The sequence below is a fragment of the Pseudoduganella sp. R-32 genome (assembly GCF_049913245.1).
Taxonomy (GTDB): domain Bacteria; phylum Pseudomonadota; class Gammaproteobacteria; order Burkholderiales; family Burkholderiaceae_D; genus Rugamonas.
Genome location: NZ_CP183987.1, coordinates 5,666,996 through 5,687,304, shown reverse-complemented (window position 1 = coordinate 5,687,304; position 20,309 = coordinate 5,666,996). Strand labels below are relative to the sequence as shown.

Genomic DNA, 20,309 nt, shown 5'->3' with positions numbered 1-20,309 from the left:
TTCTTGACTTTGGTCATTGATTGACCAATAATGCACACGACTCATTTCATTTTCAGGGAGTTTCCCACCATGTCCCAGCACAACCCAGCCGAACAAAAAGTGCTCAGCGCCGTGCCCGAAGCCGCGCCTACCGCTAATCCACCTAACCGTCGCGTACTCGTGATCGCCGGCCTGATCGCCCTGGCAGCCCTGGCCGCTGGCGGCCGCATGTGGTACCGCAGCCATCACTATGTGGAAACGGAAAACGCCTACGTGGCAGGCCACGTGCACCCGGTGTCCTCGCGCATTTCCGGCGTGGTGACCAAGGTGCTGGTGGACGACAACCAGCTCGTGAAGGCGGGCGACGTAATCGCCGAACTCGATCCCTTCGACCAGCAGGTGAAGGTAGAACAGATCCAGGCCCAGATCGCCAGCGTCCAGCAGCAAGTGCTGCAGGCGGACGCCCAGATCGCGCAAGTGAATGCGCAAGCCAGCGCCGCTGCTGCGCAAGTGGCGCAGGCGCAAGCCAACCAGTTGCGTGCATCGCAGGACGCCGAGCGTTATGGCCAGCTGTATACCAGCCAGATGAAAGCGGTATCGAAAGCCGAACTGGATGCGGCCAACGCCGCCCGCGCCAGCGCCACCGCCGACGTGGCGGCGCGCAAGGACAGCGCCGTTGCCGCGAAAGCGCAAATCGGCTCCGCCACCTCCGCCCGCGAAGTGCTGAAGGCGCAAGTCAAAGTGCTGCAAGTGCAGCTGAAAGACGCGCAGCAGCAACTGGCCTACAACCGTATCGTCGCACCGGTCGATGGCCGCGTCGGCAAGCGCGCCCTGGAAGTAGGCCAGCGCGTGCAGTCAGGCCAGCAACTGGTGGCCCTGGTGCAGGACAATGTGTGGGTCACCGCCAACTTCAAGGAGACCCAGCTCGCCGACATGCGCGTGGGCCAGGAAGTGAGCCTGACCATCGACGCACTGCCCGGCAAGGAACTGGTTGGCCGCGTCGACTCGTTCTCGCCAGCCTCCGGCGCGCAGTTCGCGCTGCTGCCGGCCGATAACGCCACCGGCAATTTCACCAAGATCGTGCAGCGCGTGCCGGTGAAGATCACCTTCAAGCCGGAAGACCTGAAAGCCTATGAAGGCCGCCTGGTGCCGGGCATGTCGGCCATCGCTGAAGTCAGCATCAAGTCGAACGCAAAATGAGTGCCCCAATGATGGTGCCTGAAGGCCGGGTATCCGGCCGCACCTGGATCGCAGTCGCCGCGGGCATGCTGGGTGCCTTCATGGCGGTGCTGGACATCCAGATCACCAACTCCTCGCTGCGCGACATCCTCGGCGCGCTGAACGCGACGCAGGAAGAGGGCTCCTGGATTTCGACCGCCTACCTGGTGGCCGAGATCATCGTGATCCCGCTGACGGCGCTGCTCACGCGCACCTTCGGCATGCGCGGCTACATGATGGGCACCACTGCACTGTTCCTGGTGTTCTCGACCCTGTGCGGCGCGGCCTGGAACCTGCAAAGCATGATCATGTTCCGCATGATGCAGGGCTTTACCGGCGGCGCGCTGATCCCTATGGCGATGACGCTGGTGATGGCCAAGCTGCCGCCATCGAAACGCGCAGTGGGCATGGCGATCTTCGGCCTGACCGCAACGCTGGCGCCTTCCATGGGCCCGACCCTGGGCGGCTATCTGAGCGAGCTGTATGGCTGGCCTTCGATCTTCTACATCAACTGGGTGCCCGGCATCCTGCTGATCGCCGGCGTGGCCTATGGCCTCGACCACGAGCAGCGCAAGCTTGGTGAATTGTTCAATGCCGACTGGCTGGGCATCGCCTTCATGGCGATGGGCCTGGGCTGCCTGACCATCTTCCTGGAAGAGGGCAACAGCAAGGACTGGTTCGAGTCCGGCTTCATCATCGCCTTTGCCGGCCTGGCTATCGTGGGCTTGCTGGGCTGGGTGCTGACCAGCGCCATGCGGCCGCATCCCTTCGTCAACCTGGGCCTGTTCACGCAGCGGAACTTCCTGGTGGCATCGGCGCTGGCTGCGGTGATGGGCATGGGCCTGTACGGCTCCTCGTTCCTGCTGCCGCTGTACCTGGGCCAGATCGCCGGCTATTCGCCGATGCAGATCGGTGAAGTGATCATGTGGGCCGGCTTGCCGCAGCTGTTCATCATGCCTTTCGCGGCCAAGCTGTCGATGAAGGTCGACAACCGCATCCTGTGCTCGATCGGGCTCGGGCTGTTCGGCGTCTCCTGCATCATGAATGCCTATATGGACGCGACCACCGGCTACGACCAGCTGCTGCTGTCGCAGGTGGTGCGCGCGCTGGGCCAGCCCTTCGTGATGCTGACGCTGTCGAACTTCGCGATGAACGGCATTGCGCCGAAAGACACCGCATCGGCATCGAGCCTGTTCAACATGATCCGCAACCTGGGCGGCTCGATCGGCATCGCCCTGCTGGCAACCCAGCTGACGCAGCGCGAACACTTCCACTCGGCTCGCCTGGGCGAGGCAGTGAACAGCTTCTCGGCCGCCACCCAGCTGCGCCTGGACCAGTTGACGCAGTCGTTTATCGGCAAAGGCTTCGACCCGGTTACCGCATCGGACAAGGCGCTGAAGGCGGTCGATGGCATCGTGCGGCGCGAGTCCTTCGTGATGGCGTACAACGACGGCTTCCTGATCGTGGGCGGCATCCTGCTGTCCTGCATCCTGATCCTGTGGCTGTCCGACAAGGTGAAATCACCTTCGGGCGGCGGCGCTGGTGCGCACTAAATGAGAGTAAGAACTATGAACATCAAAATGATTGCAATGGCAGTTGGCGCGGCAGCGGTATTGGCCGGCTGCGGTACCGTGGGCAGCGACTTCAAGGCGCCTGCAGGCATGAAGGAACAGGCCTTCCGCCACGCGCCGCATGGCGCAGCGAGCGAAGCCCAACTGCCATCGCAGTGGTGGACCGTGTTCAGCGACGACACGCTGAACCGGCTTGAGCACCAGGCCCTGCGCGACAGCCCGACCGTCAAGGCGGCGGCGCAGCGCCTGTTCCAGGCCGAAGCGCAACTGGGACTGGTGAAAGCCAGCCAGCTGCCATCCGTGACGCTCAGTACCGGCGTATCGAATTCGCGCAGCTCGGCCAATACCTCGCAAGGTATCGCCCTGGGCCACCGCTCGATCCACGGCAACAACTACTCCGTGGCAGCCGGCTTCTCGTATGAGCTGGACCTGTTCGGCCGCGTGCGCCGCGCCGTGGAATCGGCCGACGCGCAAGCGCTGGCGGCCAGCCATGACCGCGACGGCGTGTTGTTGCTGCTGTCCTCGCAGATCGCCACCACCTACTGGCAGTTGCGCGGACTGGATGCCGAAATGGCCATCCTGCGCGGCGCGCTGGCCACCCGCAAGGAGAGTGAAGACCTGGTGAACGCCCGGTTCAATGCCGGCCTGTCGAACGAACTGGACACCTCGCGTGCCCGCATCGAACGCGCCAATGCCGAAGCCGACCTGGAAGAAGTCCAGCGCCAGCGCAACACGCTGGAACACGCGCTGGCGGTACTGGTCGGCGCCTCGCCATCGACGATGCAGCTGGAACAGGCAACTGCGACCGAACTGCCGGCGCCACCGGTCATCCCGGCCGGGCTGCCCGCCAACCTGCTGGCCAACCGTCCCGACCTGGCCGCCAGCGTCGCCACCCTGCGCGCGACCAATGCCAACGTGGGCGTCGCGGAAGGCGCGTTCTACCCCTCGGTCAGCCTGACCGGCAACTTCGGCTACGCCTCGGAGAGCTTGAGCGATATCAGCAAAGGCGGTTCGCGCGTCTTCAGCCTCGGTCCGCTGGCGCTGTCGCTGCCGATCTTCGACGGCGGCCGCAACCAGTCCAACCTGACGGTTGCCAAGGCCCGCTATGAAGAAGCGGTAGCCAACCACGAAGGCAAGCTGCTGACTGCCTTGCGTGAAGTGGAAGACGCCCTGTCCGATGTGCAGCAGCGCACGCAGCAGGGCAAGGTCCAGGCCACGTCCCGCGAAGCCGCCACCCGCGCCTACGACGTTGCCCGTGCCCGTTACGAACGCGGCATCAGCACCTACCTCGACGTCACCGACGCCCAGCGCAGCGCCCTGGCCGCCGACCGCGCCGCCGTGCAGATCAACACCCAGCGCATGCTCGCCACGGTCAGCTTCGCCCGCGCCCTCGGCGGCGGCTGGCAAGCTCCTTAAATAAAAGTCGGGGTCAGGTCTGGCAATCCGCCATTAAACGCACATTCGTGCGTTTAATGGCGGATTGCCAGACCTGACCCCGACTTTTTAATTGGTAGGCCCGAGGCGGGTGAGCACGAAGTCGATGAAGCTGGTCAGCTTGGGTGTGGGCTGGCGGTTGCGTGGGTAGAGCAGGTGCATGGGGCGTGGGGTGGGCAGGTAGTCGTCCAGCACGCGTACCAGGCGGCCGGCGGCGATGTCTTGTGCCAGCGCTGTTTCAGCCTGCATGATCAGGCCGAAGCCTTTCAGCGCGGCTTGTTTCAGGGCGTAGCTGTTGTTGGCACGCAGGCGGCTGAGCGGTACGTTGCGCGCATCCTTTTCTCCCTTCAGCCGCCAGCGTGCCTGCGGCACCCAGCCGCTGAATTCCAGGCATTCGTGTTGCGCGAGGTCGGCCGGTACCTGGGGCACGCCGCGTCGTGCGAGGTAGTCGGGGGAGCCGCAAATCGCCAGGCCATATGGCCGCAGCGGCCGCGCGACCAGCGATGAATCTTCCAGCTTGCCGATGCGCACGGCCACGTCGAAGCCTTCTTCCACCATGTCGATCATGCGGTCGTTCAGGTTCAGGTCCAGGCTGACTTCCGGGTACATTTCCAGGAACTCGGGGATCATGGGGCTGAGCCATTCCATTCCGAACGAGACTGCTGCCGACACCTTCAGCACACCGCGCGGGGCCAAACGCATGGTTTCGGCCAGGCTTTCCGCCGCGCTGATCTGCGCCAGGATGGTTCGGCATTGCTCGGCATATTGGCGGCCGATCTCGGTCAGCGACTGGCGCCGCGTGGTGCGCGTGAGCAGGGCGGTGCCTAGCTTCTGTTCCAGTTCCCGCACGTGCTTGCCCACCATGACGGCGGAAATGCCGAAGCGCTCGGCTGCGGCGGTGAAGCTGCCTGTGTCGACGGCGGCGACAAATACTTCCATGCTGCGGAGCTTGTCCATTGCGAACCATGAGTTTGTAATTAACTAAATGATAGCTCATTTATTCCTGTGGTGACGGAGCGCATACTGGCTTCACTTCGAAACCCAACAGGAGATTCAACATGAAAAAGATCATCGTTATCGGCGCCTCGGGCACCATCGGCAAAGGGATCGTGGAACAACTGGGCTTGCGCCATGAAGTGATCAGTGTGGGCCGCAACAGCGGCCAGTACCAGGTCAGGATCGAGGACCCGGCTTCGGTGCAGGCGCTGTTCGAAAAAGTCGGCAAGGTGGATGGCGTGGTGGTGGCTGCCGGTGACGCCCATTTCGGCGCGTTGCAGGAGATGACCGCGGAGCAGTTCCAGATCGGCCTGAACTCCAAGCTGCTGGGCCAGGTGAACGTGTCGCTGGCGGCGCAGAAGTACCTGAATGACGGCGGTTCGATCACCTTGACCAGCGGCAGCCTGTCGGACAATCCGGTCCGCTACGGCGTCAATGCCACCACCGTCAACGCTGCCGTGGATGGCTTCGTGCTTGGCGCAGCCATTGAGCTGCCGCGCGGGCTGCGCATCAACTCCGTCAGCCCGACCCTGGTCAACGAGTCGGTCGAAACTTATGGCCCTTATTTCTACGGCGTTGAAACCGTGCCAGTGAAGCGCGTGGCCCTGGCTTACAGCCGCAGCGTGGAAGGCGCGGACAACGGCAAGACTTACCGCGTGTGGTAATGCGTACGGTCCTGGTTATTGGCGGCACCGGCACCATCGGCGGCGCCGTGGTGCGGGAGCTGGGCAAGCGCCATCGCGTGATCACCGCTGGCCGGCATAGCGGAGATCATCGTGTGGCAATCGAAGACATCGCTTCGGTGCAGGCCCTGTTCGCGGCAACCGGCAGGGTGGACGATGTGGTGGTCGCTGCGGGTGCGCTTCACGTCGGCCCGCTGGAAGCGATGACGCACGGGCAGTTCCGCATCGGTCTCGATTCAAAGCTGATGGGGCAGGTGAACGTGGCGCTGGTCGCGCAGCATGCGCTGAGCGATGGCGGTTCGATCACCCTGACCAGCGGCGTCGATGCGCACAATCCCCTGCGCGGCTGCGCCAATACGGTGACCGTCAACAACGGCATCGAGGGCTTTGCCCGCGGCGCGGCGGTGGAGCTGCAGCGCGGCCTGCGCATCAACGTGGTCAATCCTTCGCTGCTGGAGGAATCGGTGGAAAAGTTCGAGTCGCTGTTTCATGGCTTCGAGCCCGTTCCTTCGAGCCGTGTAGCACGCGCCTACAGCCGTTGCGTGGAAGGCGCGGAAAGCGGAAAAACTTACCGCGCCTGGTAGACGCAGGCATACAATGTGGCCTTCCTTTTAACTGTAGAGAAAAGGCCACATGAAAAACCTCCTGTCCCCGCTGGTGCTGGCGATTGCCAGCGCCACCGCTGCCGCTGCTCCCGCCGACGTCGCCGAGCTGCAGAAGATGACCAGGCGCTACGCGCCGGTACAACTGAAGGCCGACACCTCGCAGCTGACGGCCGGCGACCGCCAGGCGATCAAGAAGCTGATCGAAGCGGCGAAGATCGTCGATACCCTGCAACTGCGCCAGCGCTGGTCGGGCAACGAGGCCCTGTACGCCGCGCTGCAAAAGGACAAGTCCGCGCTGGGCAAGGCGCGCGCCGAGTACTTCTGGCTGAACAAGGGCCCGTGGTCCATCCTCGACGACCACAAATCCTTCCTGCCGGCGGAAGTAGCGGGCATCAAGGTGCCGGACCATAAGCCTGCCGCCGCCAATTTCTATCCGGAAGGCGCCAGCAAGGAAAAAGTGGAAGCCTGGATCAATGGCCTGCCTGCTGCACAGAAGCAGGAAGCGCAGTGGTTCTTCACCACCATCCGCAAAGGCGATGACGGCAACTTCAAGATCGTGAAGTATTCGGACGAGTACAAGCCGGAACTGGAAAAGCTGTCCAAGCTGCTGAAGGAAGCCGCCGCCGCCACCAGCAACGCCTCGCTGAAAAAATTCCTCGACCTGCGCGCGGACGCCTTCCTGTCCAACGATTACCTTCCTTCCGACTTTGCCTGGATGGACCTGGATTCGCCGGTCGACGTCACCATCGGCCCATACGAAACCTATAACGACGAATTGTTCGGCTACAAGGCTGCCTTCGAAGCGTATGTGAACATCCGCGACGAAAAGGAAACCCGCAAGCTGGACTTCTTCGCCAAGCATATGCAGGAGCTGGAAGACAACCTGCCTCTCGATCCGAAATACCGCAATCCGAAAGTGGGCGCCGTTGCACCGATGGTGGTGGTGAACCAGGTCTACGGCGCTGGCGACGGCAATATGGGCGTGCAGACTGCCGCCTACAACCTGCCGAACGACGAGCGCATCATCAGCCAGCGCGGTTCCAAGCGCGTGATGCTGAAGAACGTGCAGGAAGAAAAATTCAAGGCCACGCTGACGCCGATCGCCAAGCTGGTGTTGCGTCCAGCGGACCAGAAGGACCTGGACTTCAACTCCTTCTTCACGCACATCCTGGCGCACGAAATCACCCACGGCCTGGGCCCGCACATCACCAAGGCCGGCGCCACCGAATCGACCCCGCGCCAGGACTTGAAGGAAGCCTATTCCACCATCGAGGAAGCGAAAGCCGACATCACCGGCCTGTTTGCGTTGATGTACATGATGGAGAAGGGGCAGTTGAACGACACGCTGGGCCAGGGCGAGGCGGCGGAGCGCAAGCTGCACACCACCTTCCTGGCATCGGCTTTCCGCACGCTGCACTTCGGCCTGACCGACTCGCACGCGCGCGGCATGGCGATCCAGGTCAACTACCTGCTGGACAAGGGCGGCTTCGTGTCGCACGGCGACGGCAACTTCTCGGTCGACTTCAAGAAGATCAAACAGGCGGTGATCGATCTTGACCGCGAGTTCCTTACCATCGAAGCCACCGGCGATTACGCACGCGCCAAGGAGATGATGGCAAAGTACGTCGTCATCCGCCCGGACGTGCAGAAGGCTTTGGATAAAATGAAGAAGGTCCCGAACGACATTCGTCCGTCTTTCCCGACTGCCAACTCCTTGCTCGCCAAATAAACTTGTCGACGAGCTCAGCCAATATTTTGTAACAGCACAGAAACTCCGGTAACAGCTTGCCGTAAGGCATGTATAGTTGTAGCCAGTTACCGGAGTTCTGTTATGAAGCTGAGCCTGCCAATCCTGCTGTCCTTCTTCGCTGCTTCTGCTGGCGCTGCACAGCTGACTGAAACTGAAACCCGCTGGCTGCAAGCCGGTTCTCCCGTGCTGGCGTATGCCAAGCAGGAACTCAAACTTCCGATTGATATCGTGGTCCAGCCGCAAGCCGGTCCGAACGACGTGCCGCTGGCCATGGGTTTTGCCGATGGCCGCTGCAAGCTGGTGTTCTCCATGCGCGGCAATCCCCAAGCGGAAGAAGTGCTGTCCGGCGTACCTGCCGAGCAACAGAAAATCCTGATCGAAGCCATGACGGCGCACGAAGTCGGCCATTGCTGGCGCCAGGCGCACGGCAGCTGGCATGCTTTGCCGGCCGGCTTTGTCGAGGGTCCGCATGAACAGCTCGACAACCCTGAACTGCAGGCACTGTCGAAGGAAATGCGCGATACCCGCCGCGAGGAAGCCTTCTCCGACCTGGTGGCGTTGGCATGGACGCAACGCGCGAATGCCGCGCAATACAAGCAGGTGCATGCCTGGCTGATGCAGGTGCGCCAGCCTGTCGAGCACGGCTCGCACAACACGCGCGCCTGGCTGCAGCTTGCGGCCGATGGCGCTGTGTTCTCTAGCGAACATAACCCCTTCGAGCAGGCGCGCGTGCTGTGGGGCAAAGGCTTACTTAAAGACGAGCAATAACGCAACTGTGTTCGGTCGCGCACAGAATTTAGTCCCCGGGAGGCGTGTAATTCCCATGCAAACCATCCTAAAGGGGACTAACCATGAAGAAAATCCTGTGTATTTCGCTGGCTGCCCTGTTCAGTACTTCATTCGCCGTCGCGCAGGCTGCCGATAACGACGCCTACAAGGCTGCGAAGGACAAGGCTGAATCCGACTACAAGGTTGCTAAGGACAATTGCAAGAGCCTGAAGGGTAATGCTGAAGACATCTGCAAGGACGAAGCCAAAGTAGCCGAAGCGCGCGCTATCCTGGACGCGACCAGGCAGCACCAGAACACGCCCAGGGACGTAGAAAAGGCCCAGAAAAAACTGGCCGATGCAGAGTATGACCTGGCCAAGGAGCGTTGCGACGACATGAGCGGTTCGGCCAAGTCGGCCTGCAAGTCGGACGCCAAGTCCGCCCATAAGACCGCGCTGGCCAATGCTGGCACGCCAAGCACCACTGAGACCATTGCCCAGGAGACCCGCGAAGCTGGAACCAACCTGGCCAATACTACGCGCGAGGCAACTGCCGATACACGCGCGGCTGCACGTGACGCAACCGCCGGCACCCGCACCGCGATGTCCGATACCATGATCACCACCAAGGTGAAGGCAGAATATGCCGCCGACCCGCTGGTGAAAGCCATGGACGTGCACGTCGAAACCCAGAAGGGGATCGTCATGCTGAGCGGCTTCGTGCCATCGAAGGCTGAAGCTGACAAAGCTGTCGAACTGGCCCGCAAAGTCGAGGGCGTGCAGGAAGTGAAGTCTTCCCTGCAGATCAAGAAATAAACGGGCGCCTTGCGCCAAAGAGGGGCCGGCCCAGCGCCGGCTTTTCTTTTTCTTGCATTCATGATGATTATCATCTAAGATGCGGCGCATGATTGCTCAAACTTTCTCCCAGTGGTTGCAGCGCCGCGGCATCCACTATGCGTGGGTCATCGTTGCCTTGACCTTCCTGACCGGGCTGACCTCATCGGCCGCACTCGGCTTGCCGGGCGCGCTGCTGCAGCCCCTGAGCAAGGAGTTCGGCTGGGGTGTCGACCAGATATCGTCGGCCCTGGCCGTGCGCTTCGCCCTGTTTGGCCTGATGGGGCCCTTCTCGGCGATCCTGATGGAGCGCTTCGGCTTGCGTAAAGTGGTGGTGACGGCGCTTGCCCTGATCACGGCGGGCTCCTTGCTGGCGCTGGGGATGACGCAGTTCTGGCACCTGGTGCTGTTGTGGGGCGTGATGCTGGGCGTGGGCTCGGGCATGACAGCGCTGGTCCTGAGCGCCGTAGTCTCCAATCGCTGGTTCGAGACCCGGCGCGGCCTGGTGGTCGGCTTGCTGACGGCCAGTTCGGCAACCGGGCAGTTGATCTTCCTGCCGGTAGGGGCATGGCTGGTGGAGCATTTCGGCTGGCGCATGGCTGTCGTGCCGGTGCTGGTGGCGTGCGGCGTCGTTGCGATTGCCGTGTTCTTCCTGATGCGTAATCGTCCTGCCGATGTTGGCCTGGCGCCGTTTGGTGCAACGCAGCCTGCAGCGACAGTTACGGCGTCAATGACGATTGGTTTCGCGACGCCGTTCCGCATCCTGCGAGAAGCGTCGGGCAGCCTGGTGTTCTGGCTGCTGGCCGGCAGCTTCTTCATCTGCGGTCTGAGTACCAATGGCCTGATCCAGACCCACTTCATTTCCCTGTGCGGCGATGCCGGCCTGGGTCCGGTGCCTGCTGCTTCGGTACTGGCGATGATGGGCGCCTTCGACCTGATTGGCACGATCCTGTCCGGCTGGCTGTCCGACCGCTACGACAACCGCAAGCTGCTGTTCTGGTATTACAGCCTGCGCGGCCTGTCGCTTCTGTGGCTTCCGTATTCGGAGTTCACGCTTTACGGGCTGTCGATATTCGCCATGTTCTATGGCCTGGACTGGATCGCCACCGTGCCGCCAACCGTGCGCCTGGTCGCAACGACCTTCGGCAAGGAGAAAGCGGGCATGGTGTTCGGCTGGATTTTCGCAGCCCACCAGTTGGGTGCTGCAGTCGCTGCGTTCGGGGCAGGGCAGGTGCGTACGCTGCTGCTTACCTACAATCCCGCGCTGTTCACTGCAGGCGCTGCCTGCCTGGTGGCTGGCCTGATGGTGCTGGCGATCAGGCTGCGGCCGGCCGCAGCAGCGGCGCCGGTCGCAGCCAGCGCCGCATGACGGTCAGGAGTGGGCCAGGATCGCCAGGCTGACGAGGATGCCGGCGAACCACACCACCGTGCGCATGGTAGCGAGGTTGCTGATGTAGATGATGCTGTAGGTCACGCGGATCAGGACAAAGGACATCGCCAGGATATCGATGCGGTCCTGGTTGGCGTGGGCCTGCTGCGCGAGGATGACGGCTGCAATGAACAGCGGCAGTGCCTCAAAGCCGTTGTGCTGTGCAGCGATGGCGCGCTTCATCCAGCCAGCCTGGCGGCCGGCCCAGTCGCGCGGATCGCTATTGTCGTAGCGGTCATTGCTCGTGACCGAGGCGACTTTGGATGTCATCGCGACGACCATGGGCAGCAGGCAGGCCGCGGCGATACACCAGTTTGCAACCGTCATTTTTTACTTCTCCTCTTATTAAAGGTATTTGGCGAGCCAGCCGTGAACTTCGTTGTAGAAGTAGCGGCTGTTTTCGCCTTTCAGGATCCAGTGGTTTTCGTCCGGGAATACTACCAGTTTGCTAGGGGTATTCAAGCGTTGTTGCGCCGCGAAGTTCATCAGCGCGTTGTTGACCGGTACACGGTAATCCAGTTCGCCGACGGTGATCAGGATCGGCGTCTTGAAGCCGGTGCCTTTCTCGTGGTTCGCACCTTGCATGATCGGGCTTTGCTCGCGCCATACGGGCAGGTCGCTCCATACCGGGCCGCCGCCGTTGACTTCACGGCCATAGATGCTGTCGCTGGTACCCCACTGCATCACCAGATCCATCTCGCCAGCGTGCGACACGATGGCCTTGTAGCGGGTGGTGGTGGCCTGCAGCCAGTTGGCCAGGTGGCCGCCGTAGCTTGCGCCGCCTGCCGCCAGCCTGGTGCTGTCGATGAATGAATATTTCTTGATCGCTTCGTCAACTGCCCAGTTGATTTCGTCGCCCGGGCCTTTCAGCGGGTCATGCTGGATCGAGCGCGCGAATTCTTCGCCGTAGCCGGTGGAGCCCTTGTAGTCGGTCAGCAGCACTACATAGCCCGGCTTGGCCAGCAAGTGGTAGTTCCAGCGCAGCACGAACTGGTCGCGCCACATGTTTGCGGCGCCGCCGTGGATCACCGCAAACAGCGGGTATTTCTTGTTCGGGTCAAAGCCAGCTGGCTTGACGATCATGTTGTGGATCTGGCGGCCATCCGGTGTCTTGTACCAGAAATGCTCGGGCGCCTGCCAGTCGATGGCCGCGGCTTTCTCCACGTTGAAGGAGGTCAGGCGCTTCGGCGTGCCGTTGAAGGAGTAGATTTCCGGCGGATTGATGGCCGATTCCCAGACGCCTACCAGCGCCTTGCCGCCTGCGTTCAGCGAATTGATCGAGCCGTTCGGCAGCGATGGTTCCTCGCGCTTGTCGCCGCCGGCGTAGTTCATCGAACTGACCTTTTCCAGGCCGGCGTGCTCGAAGGAGTAGTAAATGCGCTTGCCGTCGCCTGGCAGGGCGATGCGGGAGATCGAGCGGTCCAGGTCCTGGGTCAGTATCTTCGGCTGCGCGCTGGTGAACGGCCAGGCGAAGCTGGCTACGCGGGTCAGGTCGTACACCTTGTTCGGTACTTCTTCTTCGGTCAGCGCGAACAGGGTCTTGCCGTCAGGTGAGAAGCGCAGGTCGTGGTAGCTGCGGCCATCTTTCGTCAACTGGGTCGGCTCGCCGCCGCCCAGTGGAACGCTGTAGATCTGGGTGAAGGTGGCGGCGCGTGCGGCTTCGTCACGGTTGGTGGAAACAGCGAACACCACGCCTTTGCCGTCGGGCGTCCAGACCGCGTTCAGGGACTGTCCGTCGTCGCCCTGGCTGCCGCCGAATCCCGGCAGGTCGGCCAGCTTGCTGCCGGCCAGGATATCGCGCGGCTTGGCGTCGGCCTGCGCATCCATCACGAACAGGCGCACCTTCTTGTCGTCCAGCCATTTGTCGAAGAAGCGCGGCGGGAAGGACTCGTAGGCGCGGGCGCTATATTTGCGGTCCTTGCGCTCCTTGGCCACCTTCTTGACTGCTTCTTCATCGGTCGTTCCTGGGAAGATCTCGCTGACGAACAGGATCTGCTTGCCGTCCGGGCTCCACTTCGGCATGCGCGCGCCCAGCGTCAGGGTAGTCATGCGCTGCGCTTCGCCGCCGCTGGCGACGTCGAGGCGGTAGATCTGCGGCGCTTCGTCGCCTTCGCGCTTGGCGACGAACAGCAGGAAGCGGCTGTCCGGCGACCAGGCGTGGGCGGATTCGCCGCCTTTGCTGAAGGTCAGGCGGCGCGGTGCGCTATCGTCCACCAGGGACTTGATCCAGATGTCGGACCATTGCTCCTTGCTGTCGTAGGCCGGATCGGTGACCGAGAACACGGCCCATTTGCCGTCCGGGCTGGGCTGCGGGGCGCCGACGCGCTTCATCAGCCACACGTCCTCGTGGGTGATGGCGTGTTTGGCTGGTTCGACTGCTGCCGCCTGGGACAGGCCGGCGCATGCAGCGAGGAGCAGCAGGGAGGTGAGTTTGGGGAGGATGTTAGTTGCAGTCATTGCAATGGCTTCGTTGGAACAAGGGAGCGAGGATAGTGCGGAATCGAGGCTCCTGTGTCAACGTGCTGTTACTTAGTCGTTACAAAGGGCGAGCGTGCTAGACTCGCGCCCCATGAATTCCATCCTCGCCCTGAAACTCTTCCTCGTCCCCTCATTGATCTATGCAGTCACGCTGGCCGGCCGGCGCTGGGGACCCGGCGTTGCCGGCTGGCTTTCGGCTTTTCCGATCGTCGCGGGGCCGATACTGCTGGCGATCTCGCTGGAGCAAGGCGCCGGGTTTGCCGCGACAGCGGCGGAAGGGACCCTGATGGCCGTGCTGGCAATGATTGCCTTCAGCCTCGCGTACGCGTGGGCCTCCGGCCGGATGGGCGTTGCCGGCGCCATGCCGGTTGCGTTGAGTACATGGGCGCTGGCGGTGGCGGGACTGCAGTCGCTGCACCTGGCGTTGCCGTTTGCAGCTGCGGCTGTTGTGGTCGCGCTGCTTGTCGCGCCTCGCTTGTTCCCCGCGACGCCGGCTACGCCATCCGCTGCCGCGAGTGCGGTGCCGGCGCGGCGTGGCGGCGACTTGCCGTGGCGGATGCTGGCGGGTGCAGTGCTGGTGATGTCGGTCAGCGCGGCGGCCGCAGGGCTGGGGCCACGCCTGAGCGGCTTCCTGGCCATGTTCCCGGTCATGGGCACGGTGCTGACGGGCTTCACCCACGTACAGGCAGGCCGCAACAGCGCGGTGCAACTGCTGCGCGGCACCATGCTTGGCTACTTTGCCTTCGCCGCATTTTGCGTCGCGATCTCGCTGCTGCTGCGCGCGCAGCCGGTGGCGGCATCCTTCTTCTGCGCCTTTGTTTTCGCGCTGACTATCCAGCTATTGGTGAAAGCCGCATCGTCAAAGCGCCTGGCGACATGACAAAGCCGTGGTATTCCTCGCTGTCTCCTTCGACGGAAAGCAGCTCGAAGCGCCCCAGCAGGCAAGCCATGGCCACCTTGATTTCCAACAGCGACAGGTAGCGTCCCGGACAGAGGCGAGGGCCTGAACCGAAGGGCATTGCAAGCTGGCGCGCATTGCTGCCATCCAGCCAGCGCTGCGGATCGAAAGCGGCTGCATTGCACAGCTTCGCTTCCGCCACGCTGTCGTGCCGCAGCACGCACCACACCACGCTGTCCTTCGGCACCTGCACATCGCCCACCACGAAGTCGCGGTTGGCCTGCAATGGAATGAAGGGCGCCGGCGGCTTGAGGCGCATGGCCTCGTGCGCGCAGGCGTCGATGTATTCCAGCTGGTCCATCTGCTCGATGCTGAAGCCTGCCGGATCGGGTGCAACGCGCCGCACTTCTTCCTGCGCGCGTTGTAGCGCCGCCGGGTGGCGAGACAGGAGCCAGATCAGCCAGGACAGGGCGCTGGATGTCGTGTCTTCGCCCGCCAGCAACATGGTGCTGACATTCCCGACTACTGCGGCGTGGTCGATGCCGCTGCCTTCCTGGTCCGCTGCGGCCAGCATCGCTTCCAGCATGTTCTGCGGCTTCTCGGCGCGGGAAGGATCGTCCTGCATGCGCTGGCGTGCCTTGGCGATGAAGCCATTGGTCGCTTCGCGCATGGCAAGGACTGCCGCCTCCAGCTTTCGGTCGTAGGGCAGCTTCACGTAGCGCCAGTACGGGACCGGCAGCAGGGAACGGCGCGCGGTACCTTCCATGATCAGCTCCAGTTGCTGCTGCACGACGTCATCGCCATGCTCGATGGTGTTGACCTCTTCGCCGAACGCCAGGCCGGCGATCACGTCCACCGTGTAGCGCTTCAGGTCCGCATTCAGGGCGATAGGGCGACCTTCCTGCGCTGCCTGCGCCCAGCGTGCCTGCAGCCGTGCGCCGACGCGCGCCAGCAGGGGGAAATAGGCCTTGATCGCATGCGGTGCGAACGCCTGCATCACCATCTTGCGCTGGTTGCGCCAGGCCGCACCTTCGGCAAGGAAGACACCGCGCTCGCCGCCCATCTCATCCGACACCTGGGCGGTGACGTCGGGCCGCCGGAAGCCGTCGGGCCGGTCGCGCAATATGCCATTGACCAGCGCAGCATCGGCAACGACCAGCGCCTGCGAGCGGCCAATGCTCATGCGGAACAGCGAACCATATTGCTGCGCCAGGACTTCGACATCGGCATGCACCTTGCGCGGCCGCAGTTGCAAGATATTGCCGAGGAAGGGCAGGCCCCTTGGGCCGGGCAGGTCGGAGAGTTGGCGCAAAGCGCCGCGAGTGGGGGCGGTTGTCGTATTCATGCTGCCAGTATGCGTCGACCGTGCGGTCCGGTCTTGAACATTTGCGACATCGCGCTACAATGCTGTGCATGTTGCCAATTAGTAAATTCATCGTGCCGCGCCGTTCGCTCGCCTCCTGCCTGCGTGCGATCGTCGTGCGCAATACGGTCGGCTGCGAGTTGCCCGACGAGCAGCGCCTCAACCGTTATCCGGCGACAGGTTTTCCGGTGCTGTTCCTGCAACTGGTGGGCGAGTCCCAGATGGTGGAGCCGCCGATGGCGGAGAAGTGTCAGGAGGGCGGCGTGCTGCTGTCGGGTGCGTGGACCGGTCCCACGGTGTCCGCCAACCCGGGCCCCACGCATTTCATGACCGTGCTTTTTTTCCCCGAAGCGCTGCACCGCCTGACGGGGATCGACATGAGCACCATCGTCGACCAGTTCCAGCCGCTCGATGTGATGCTCGACGCCGAATGGCAGCAGCTGGCGGCGCAAATGCTTGCCGCGCGCGACGACGAAACGCGCGTCGCCTTGCTGGAGGATTTCCTTGAGCCGCGCTGGCGCGCCGCGCGCCATGGCAGTAACTTCGATGGCGCAGTGGGCGATTGGGTGCGCCGCCTGGAAGGGCAGGCTGCCGCTGCCGGCATTGGCCGCAGCGTGCGCATGGCCGAGCGCCGTATCCGCGAATGGGCGGGCCAACCATTGCGCCGCCTGCGCCGCGCGTATCGCGCCGAGCAGACCTTCATCGCAGCGCGCGACGCCGCACTGAAAGGCAGGGTCTCGCTGGGCGACATGGCGCAACTGGGCGGTTATTCCGACCAGTCCCACATGAGCCGTGAAGCGCGCGAGATCAGCGGGCTTAGCCCGTCCGAGATCCTGCGGCGCGGGCTGGAAGACGAAACCTACTGGGTCTACCGTATCTGGAACTAGCCGCGCGGCGCCATTCGCTATAATCGTCTCGCCATGACAGATTTTGACGACGACGAACAGTTGGTGACTGAGCTGGGCCTTGCAGCCCGCGGCATCGAACTGGCAAAGCAGGAAGGCCGCGTATTCCTGCGTTTCACAGGTTCTGTGGAGCTGGACGGCCTGCACATTCCCTACGACCTGGTGCCGCAGCAAGGCGTGCTGGCCAAGCCATCCAAATGGCGCAAGCTCGAGCGCGAGGGGCGCGCGGCCCTGTTGCTGGAACGCGGCAGCGAGGCTGCGCAAGCCGCCCTGCATGCCGACGTGGTCGCCTTCGCCGCCGAGCTGCGCGAGGAATGCGACGATTACGGCATGCGGCCGATGGATTTCCTGCATGCGCTGGAAGACATGCAGACCTCCGAGCCGGCCGGCATCGTCTTCGATCGCATCCGCCAGCGCCTGGAGCATGCGGTGGAGCGCCATCGCGAAGAACGCCACGCTGAACGCACGCGCCAGAGCATCAACCTGGCCGAATACCCCGATACCTTCGAAGTCGCACGCCGCCTGCCGCGCAAATTCATCGCGCTGCTGGGGCCGACCAATTCCGGCAAGACCCACAAGGCGATGGAAGCGTTGGCGAAAGCGCGCAGCGGCGTTTATCTGGCGCCACTGCGCCTGCTGGCGCTGGAGAACTACGAGCGCTTGCAAGCTTCCGACCCGGACCTGAAGGTCAGCCTGGTGACCGGCGAAGAGCGCCGTATCGAAGAAGGCGCAACCCATGTCGCCAGCACGGTGGAAATGCTGGACACGCGCACGCAAGTCGAGGTGGCCGTGATTGATGAGATCCAGATGCTGTCCGACCGCGACCGCGGCGCGGCCTGGACTGCCGCGGTGTGCGGCGCGCCGGCGCGCACGGTCTACCTGGTGGGCGCGGCCGAAGCGCGGCGCGCAGTGGAAGCGCTGGCTGAGCGGCTGGAATGCCCGATCGAAGTCCATATCCTGAAGCGCAAGGCGCCGCTGTCGATGGAGCCCTCCGCCGTGCGCAAGCTCAAAGGGCTGCGCAAGGGTGACGCCGTGATCGCCTTCTCGCGCCGCGAAGTGCTGATGTGGCGAGACATGGTGACCGAAGCCGGCCTGTCAGTCGCCACAGTGTACGGCAACCTGTCGCCCGAAGTGCGGCGCGCGCAGGCGCAGCGCTTCCGGGATGGCCATGCCGACGTGGTAGTGGGCACGGACGCGATTGCCATGGGCCTGAACCTGCCGATCCAGCGCGTGGTGATGACTACCACCGTCAAGTACAACGGCTACGAGGAAGAGGAAATTCCCGCGGCCCTGGCGCGCCAGATCGCGGGCAGGGCAGGGCGCTACGGCGTGCACGAGGAAGGCCACGTGGCGGGCTACGACGACGAGACGCACGGCGTGATGCGCTCGCTGTTGAAGGAAAAATTGCCGCCGCTGAAAGCCACAGGTTTCGCCGTGGCGCCGACGCTGGAGCACCTGCACCGTATCGCTGCCGTCACCGGCGAGGATTCGCTGGCGCGCTTGCTCAAGCGCTTCGTTCACAATATCGACGTGCCGGATGGTTTCTTCTTCCCGCGCATCACCGAGGAGCAGTTCGAACGCGCCGAATGGCTGGATACCTTACCGCTGTCGGTGGCGGACAAGTTCACCCTGTCGCTGGTACCGATTTCCTCCAACGTGGTCACGCTGCAGAAAGCTTGGGAACACTGGTGCGTATCGTTGTCGCGCCAGCGCGTGACCCACCTGCATCCGGAGCAGAACCCGCTGCAGTGGATGAACCTGCAGGAGGCGGAAGATGCCTGCCGCCTCTATTCGGCCTACGCCTGGCTGGGCTACCGCCTGCCTGAATTCTTCCCCGACGTGGCGCAGGCGCTGGAGCTCTCGCGTTCCGCCTCCGAAAGGGTTGACGGCATCCTGCAGGACCAGAACGCCGCCAACCGCCGCCGCCAGCCGAAGCGCTTCCGCTAGGCCGGCTTCTTCGCGTGCATCCGGTCGAGGCTTGAACGTGCACCGGCGACCGCCTCCAGCCGCTCTTGCAGGTACTGGCTAAGGCGCGGATGCTGGCTGAAGGCCACGTTGAAGCGAATGTGCCGGTCCGGTGTGTCACTGGGCGAGAAGGCGGCGCCGCGCATGAGCAGGATCTTGTTGCGGTATGCGTCCTGCGCCAGCAGGTCCACGTCCAGGCCTTCTGGCATGGTGCCCCACAGGAAAATGCCGGCGTCGCCCGGCTGCTCGAACTGCACGCCGGCTGCGCTGAGCTGGCGCGAGCTGGCGTTACGTGCCGCCATGATTTTGCGCTGCAAGCGCTCCAGGTGCTTGCGCAGGTTACCCGCCCTAAGCACTTCCAGCAGCACATATTCGTTCAAGGCAGGCGTCGTCAGGATGGAGTGAATCTTGGTGCGCATCAGTACCTTGAGCAGGGCGGGCGTTGCAGCAAGGTAGCCCATGCGCAAGGCAGGGCTCAGCGCCTTGCAGAAGCTCGAATAGTAGATCACCCCATCGAGCCCGGACAGGGCAGCCAGCCGAGTGCCTGGAGATTGCTGGAAATAGCCATGCACGTCGTCTTCGGCAATCAGGAAGCCATGCTGTTGCGCCAGCATCAATACCTTATGCAGGTTGGCGGCGCTGCTGCTCCAGCCGGTGGGGTTATGCAAGGCGGTCTGCACGAACAGGATGCGCGGTCGATGTTCGCGGCACGCCGCTTCCAGCTCGTCCAGGTCGAGGCCATCGGGACGGCGCTTGATCGGGACCAGGCGTATCCCTTCTTGGCGCAGCCTGCCAAACATCAGGAAGAAGCCGGGATCTTCGACCAGTACGGTGTCGCCGGGCTGTAGAAAGCTGCGGCAAATCAGGTCGATCGCGTGGGTGCCGCCAAAGGTGGTGAGTACATGGCCGGCATCAACGTCCACACCTATGCCGCGTAGCAGCAGCGCTATGTGTTCGCGCAATTCGGGCAGCCCCTGGGGCGGGCAGCGCGAGGCCATGCCGGCACTGCTTCGGGCCAATGCCCTTTGTATCGCGGCCGCCGGAACTGCGTCTTGCAGCCAGGTTGGCGGCAGTGCGCCGCTGCTGGCCAGCAATACACCTTCGCGTTGATCGTTTGCCTGCTGCGCCAGCCAGACCGGCTCTTGCTCCTCGCCCGCTTCCAGTGCGGCTTCGTCAGGAATCGATTTGCCCTCGTCATTCCTGGTGCAGACATAGAAGCCGGCCGTGCCTTGCGAATCGATGACGCCTGCCGCGACCAGCCGGTCATAGGCTACAACGACGGTGTTCGTGCTCACTGCCAGCTGGCTGGCGAGCTGGCGTATCGACATCAGCTTGGAGCCGCCAGGCAGCGCGCGGCTCTCGACCATGTGCCGTAACTGTGTCTCAATCTGCTTGGACAATGGGATGGGAGAGCTGCGGTCGATGGCGAACATG

Annotated in this window: 17 protein-coding genes; 12 read left to right on the top strand and 5 right to left on the bottom strand. The window is 63.3% G+C overall.

The features are described from left to right. Positions 1-69: 69 nt before the first annotated feature. The 3 genes from ACN9MU_RS26000 to ACN9MU_RS25990 are packed head-to-tail and all read left to right on the top strand — an operon-like array spanning position 70 to position 4,184. Positions 70-1,179 carry an HlyD family efflux transporter periplasmic adaptor subunit gene (locus ACN9MU_RS26000; protein WP_426319033.1) on the top strand — a complete coding sequence of 370 codons (1,110 nt, stop codon included), beginning with the start codon at positions 70-72 and terminating at the stop codon, positions 1,177-1,179. Between the two features lie 8 nt (positions 1,180-1,187). Next, positions 1,188-2,750, top strand: coding sequence for a DHA2 family efflux MFS transporter permease subunit (locus ACN9MU_RS25995; protein ID WP_426319032.1), 1,563 nt, complete (start codon positions 1,188-1,190; stop codon positions 2,748-2,750). Between the two features lie 15 nt (positions 2,751-2,765). Further along, positions 2,766-4,184, top strand: coding sequence for an efflux transporter outer membrane subunit (locus ACN9MU_RS25990; protein WP_426319031.1), 1,419 nt, complete (start codon positions 2,766-2,768; stop codon positions 4,182-4,184). Positions 4,185-4,271: 87 nt separating this feature from the next. On the opposite strand, the gene ACN9MU_RS25985 is transcribed toward ACN9MU_RS25990, so the two are convergent. Further along, entirely contained in the window at positions 4,272-5,159 is an 888-nt protein-coding gene (locus tag ACN9MU_RS25985) for a LysR family transcriptional regulator (protein WP_426164036.1), read from the bottom strand. Positions 5,160-5,260: 101 nt separating this feature from the next. Between ACN9MU_RS25985 and ACN9MU_RS25980 the strand changes: the two genes are divergently transcribed. The 6 genes from ACN9MU_RS25980 (at position 5,261) to ACN9MU_RS25955 (ending at position 11,206) form a co-directional block, all read left to right on the top strand. Next, positions 5,261-5,863, top strand: coding sequence for a short chain dehydrogenase (locus ACN9MU_RS25980; protein ID WP_426319030.1), 603 nt, complete (start codon positions 5,261-5,263; stop codon positions 5,861-5,863). Beyond that, positions 5,863-6,465, top strand: a complete 603-nt coding sequence (locus tag ACN9MU_RS25975) for a short chain dehydrogenase (protein WP_426319029.1) — start codon at positions 5,863-5,865, stop codon at positions 6,463-6,465. Before ACN9MU_RS25980 ends, ACN9MU_RS25975 begins: the two co-directional genes overlap by 1 nt. A gap of 49 nt (positions 6,466-6,514) precedes the next feature. Continuing rightward, positions 6,515-8,215: a dipeptidyl-peptidase 3 family protein gene (locus ACN9MU_RS25970; RefSeq protein WP_426319028.1), complete on the top strand. Its 1,701-nt coding sequence runs from the start codon at positions 6,515-6,517 to the stop codon at positions 8,213-8,215. A 102-nt stretch (positions 8,216-8,317) separates the two neighbouring features. Further along, positions 8,318-9,004 carry a hypothetical protein gene (locus ACN9MU_RS25965; protein WP_426164028.1) on the top strand — a complete coding sequence of 229 codons (687 nt, stop codon included), beginning with the start codon at positions 8,318-8,320 and terminating at the stop codon, positions 9,002-9,004. 83 nt (positions 9,005-9,087) lie between these two features. Further along, positions 9,088-9,819, top strand: a complete 732-nt coding sequence (locus tag ACN9MU_RS25960; RefSeq protein WP_426164026.1) for a BON domain-containing protein — start codon at positions 9,088-9,090, stop codon at positions 9,817-9,819. An 88-nt stretch (positions 9,820-9,907) separates the two neighbouring features. Further along, a complete protein-coding gene (locus ACN9MU_RS25955; RefSeq protein WP_426319027.1) occupies positions 9,908-11,206 on the top strand; it encodes an MFS transporter in 1,299 nt (432 codons plus the stop codon). Between the two features lie 3 nt (positions 11,207-11,209). On the opposite strand, the gene ACN9MU_RS25950 is transcribed toward ACN9MU_RS25955, so the two are convergent. Both ACN9MU_RS25950 and ACN9MU_RS25945 read right to left on the bottom strand, forming a co-directional pair. Further along, positions 11,210-11,593: an MAPEG family protein gene (locus ACN9MU_RS25950; protein WP_426319026.1), complete on the bottom strand. Its 384-nt coding sequence runs from the start codon at positions 11,591-11,593 to the stop codon at positions 11,210-11,212. 18 nt (positions 11,594-11,611) lie between these two features. After that, positions 11,612-13,723 (bottom strand): prolyl oligopeptidase family serine peptidase, encoded by a 2,112-nt coding sequence (locus ACN9MU_RS25945; protein WP_426319025.1) that lies wholly within the window; start codon positions 13,721-13,723, stop codon positions 11,612-11,614. A gap of 112 nt (positions 13,724-13,835) precedes the next feature. Here ACN9MU_RS25945 and ACN9MU_RS25940 point away from each other — a divergent pair, with 112 nt between their 5' ends. Beyond that, on the top strand, positions 13,836-14,624 hold the full coding sequence (locus ACN9MU_RS25940) for a hypothetical protein (protein WP_426319024.1): 789 nt from the start codon (positions 13,836-13,838) through the stop codon (positions 14,622-14,624). Here ACN9MU_RS25940 and ACN9MU_RS25935 read toward each other — a convergent pair. After that, entirely contained in the window at positions 14,575-15,987 is a 1,413-nt protein-coding gene (locus ACN9MU_RS25935) for a cytochrome P450 (protein ID WP_426319023.1), read from the bottom strand. The two genes, ACN9MU_RS25940 and ACN9MU_RS25935, sit on opposite strands and share 50 nt — an antisense overlap. Before the next feature lie 68 nt (positions 15,988-16,055). Between ACN9MU_RS25935 and ACN9MU_RS25930 the strand changes: the two genes are divergently transcribed. Then, complete coding sequence (locus tag ACN9MU_RS25930) at positions 16,056-16,892, top strand: helix-turn-helix domain-containing protein (RefSeq protein WP_426319022.1); 837 nt, start codon at positions 16,056-16,058, stop codon at positions 16,890-16,892. A 33-nt stretch (positions 16,893-16,925) separates the two neighbouring features. Beyond that, a complete protein-coding gene (locus tag ACN9MU_RS25925; RefSeq protein ID WP_426319021.1) occupies positions 16,926-18,857 on the top strand; it encodes a helicase-related protein in 1,932 nt (643 codons plus the stop codon). On the opposite strand, the gene ACN9MU_RS25920 is transcribed toward ACN9MU_RS25925, so the two are convergent. Then, positions 18,854-20,308: a PLP-dependent aminotransferase family protein gene (locus ACN9MU_RS25920; protein WP_426319020.1), complete on the bottom strand. Its 1,455-nt coding sequence runs from the start codon at positions 20,306-20,308 to the stop codon at positions 18,854-18,856. The two genes, ACN9MU_RS25925 and ACN9MU_RS25920, sit on opposite strands and share 4 nt — an antisense overlap. Position 20,309 lies beyond the last annotated feature (1 nt).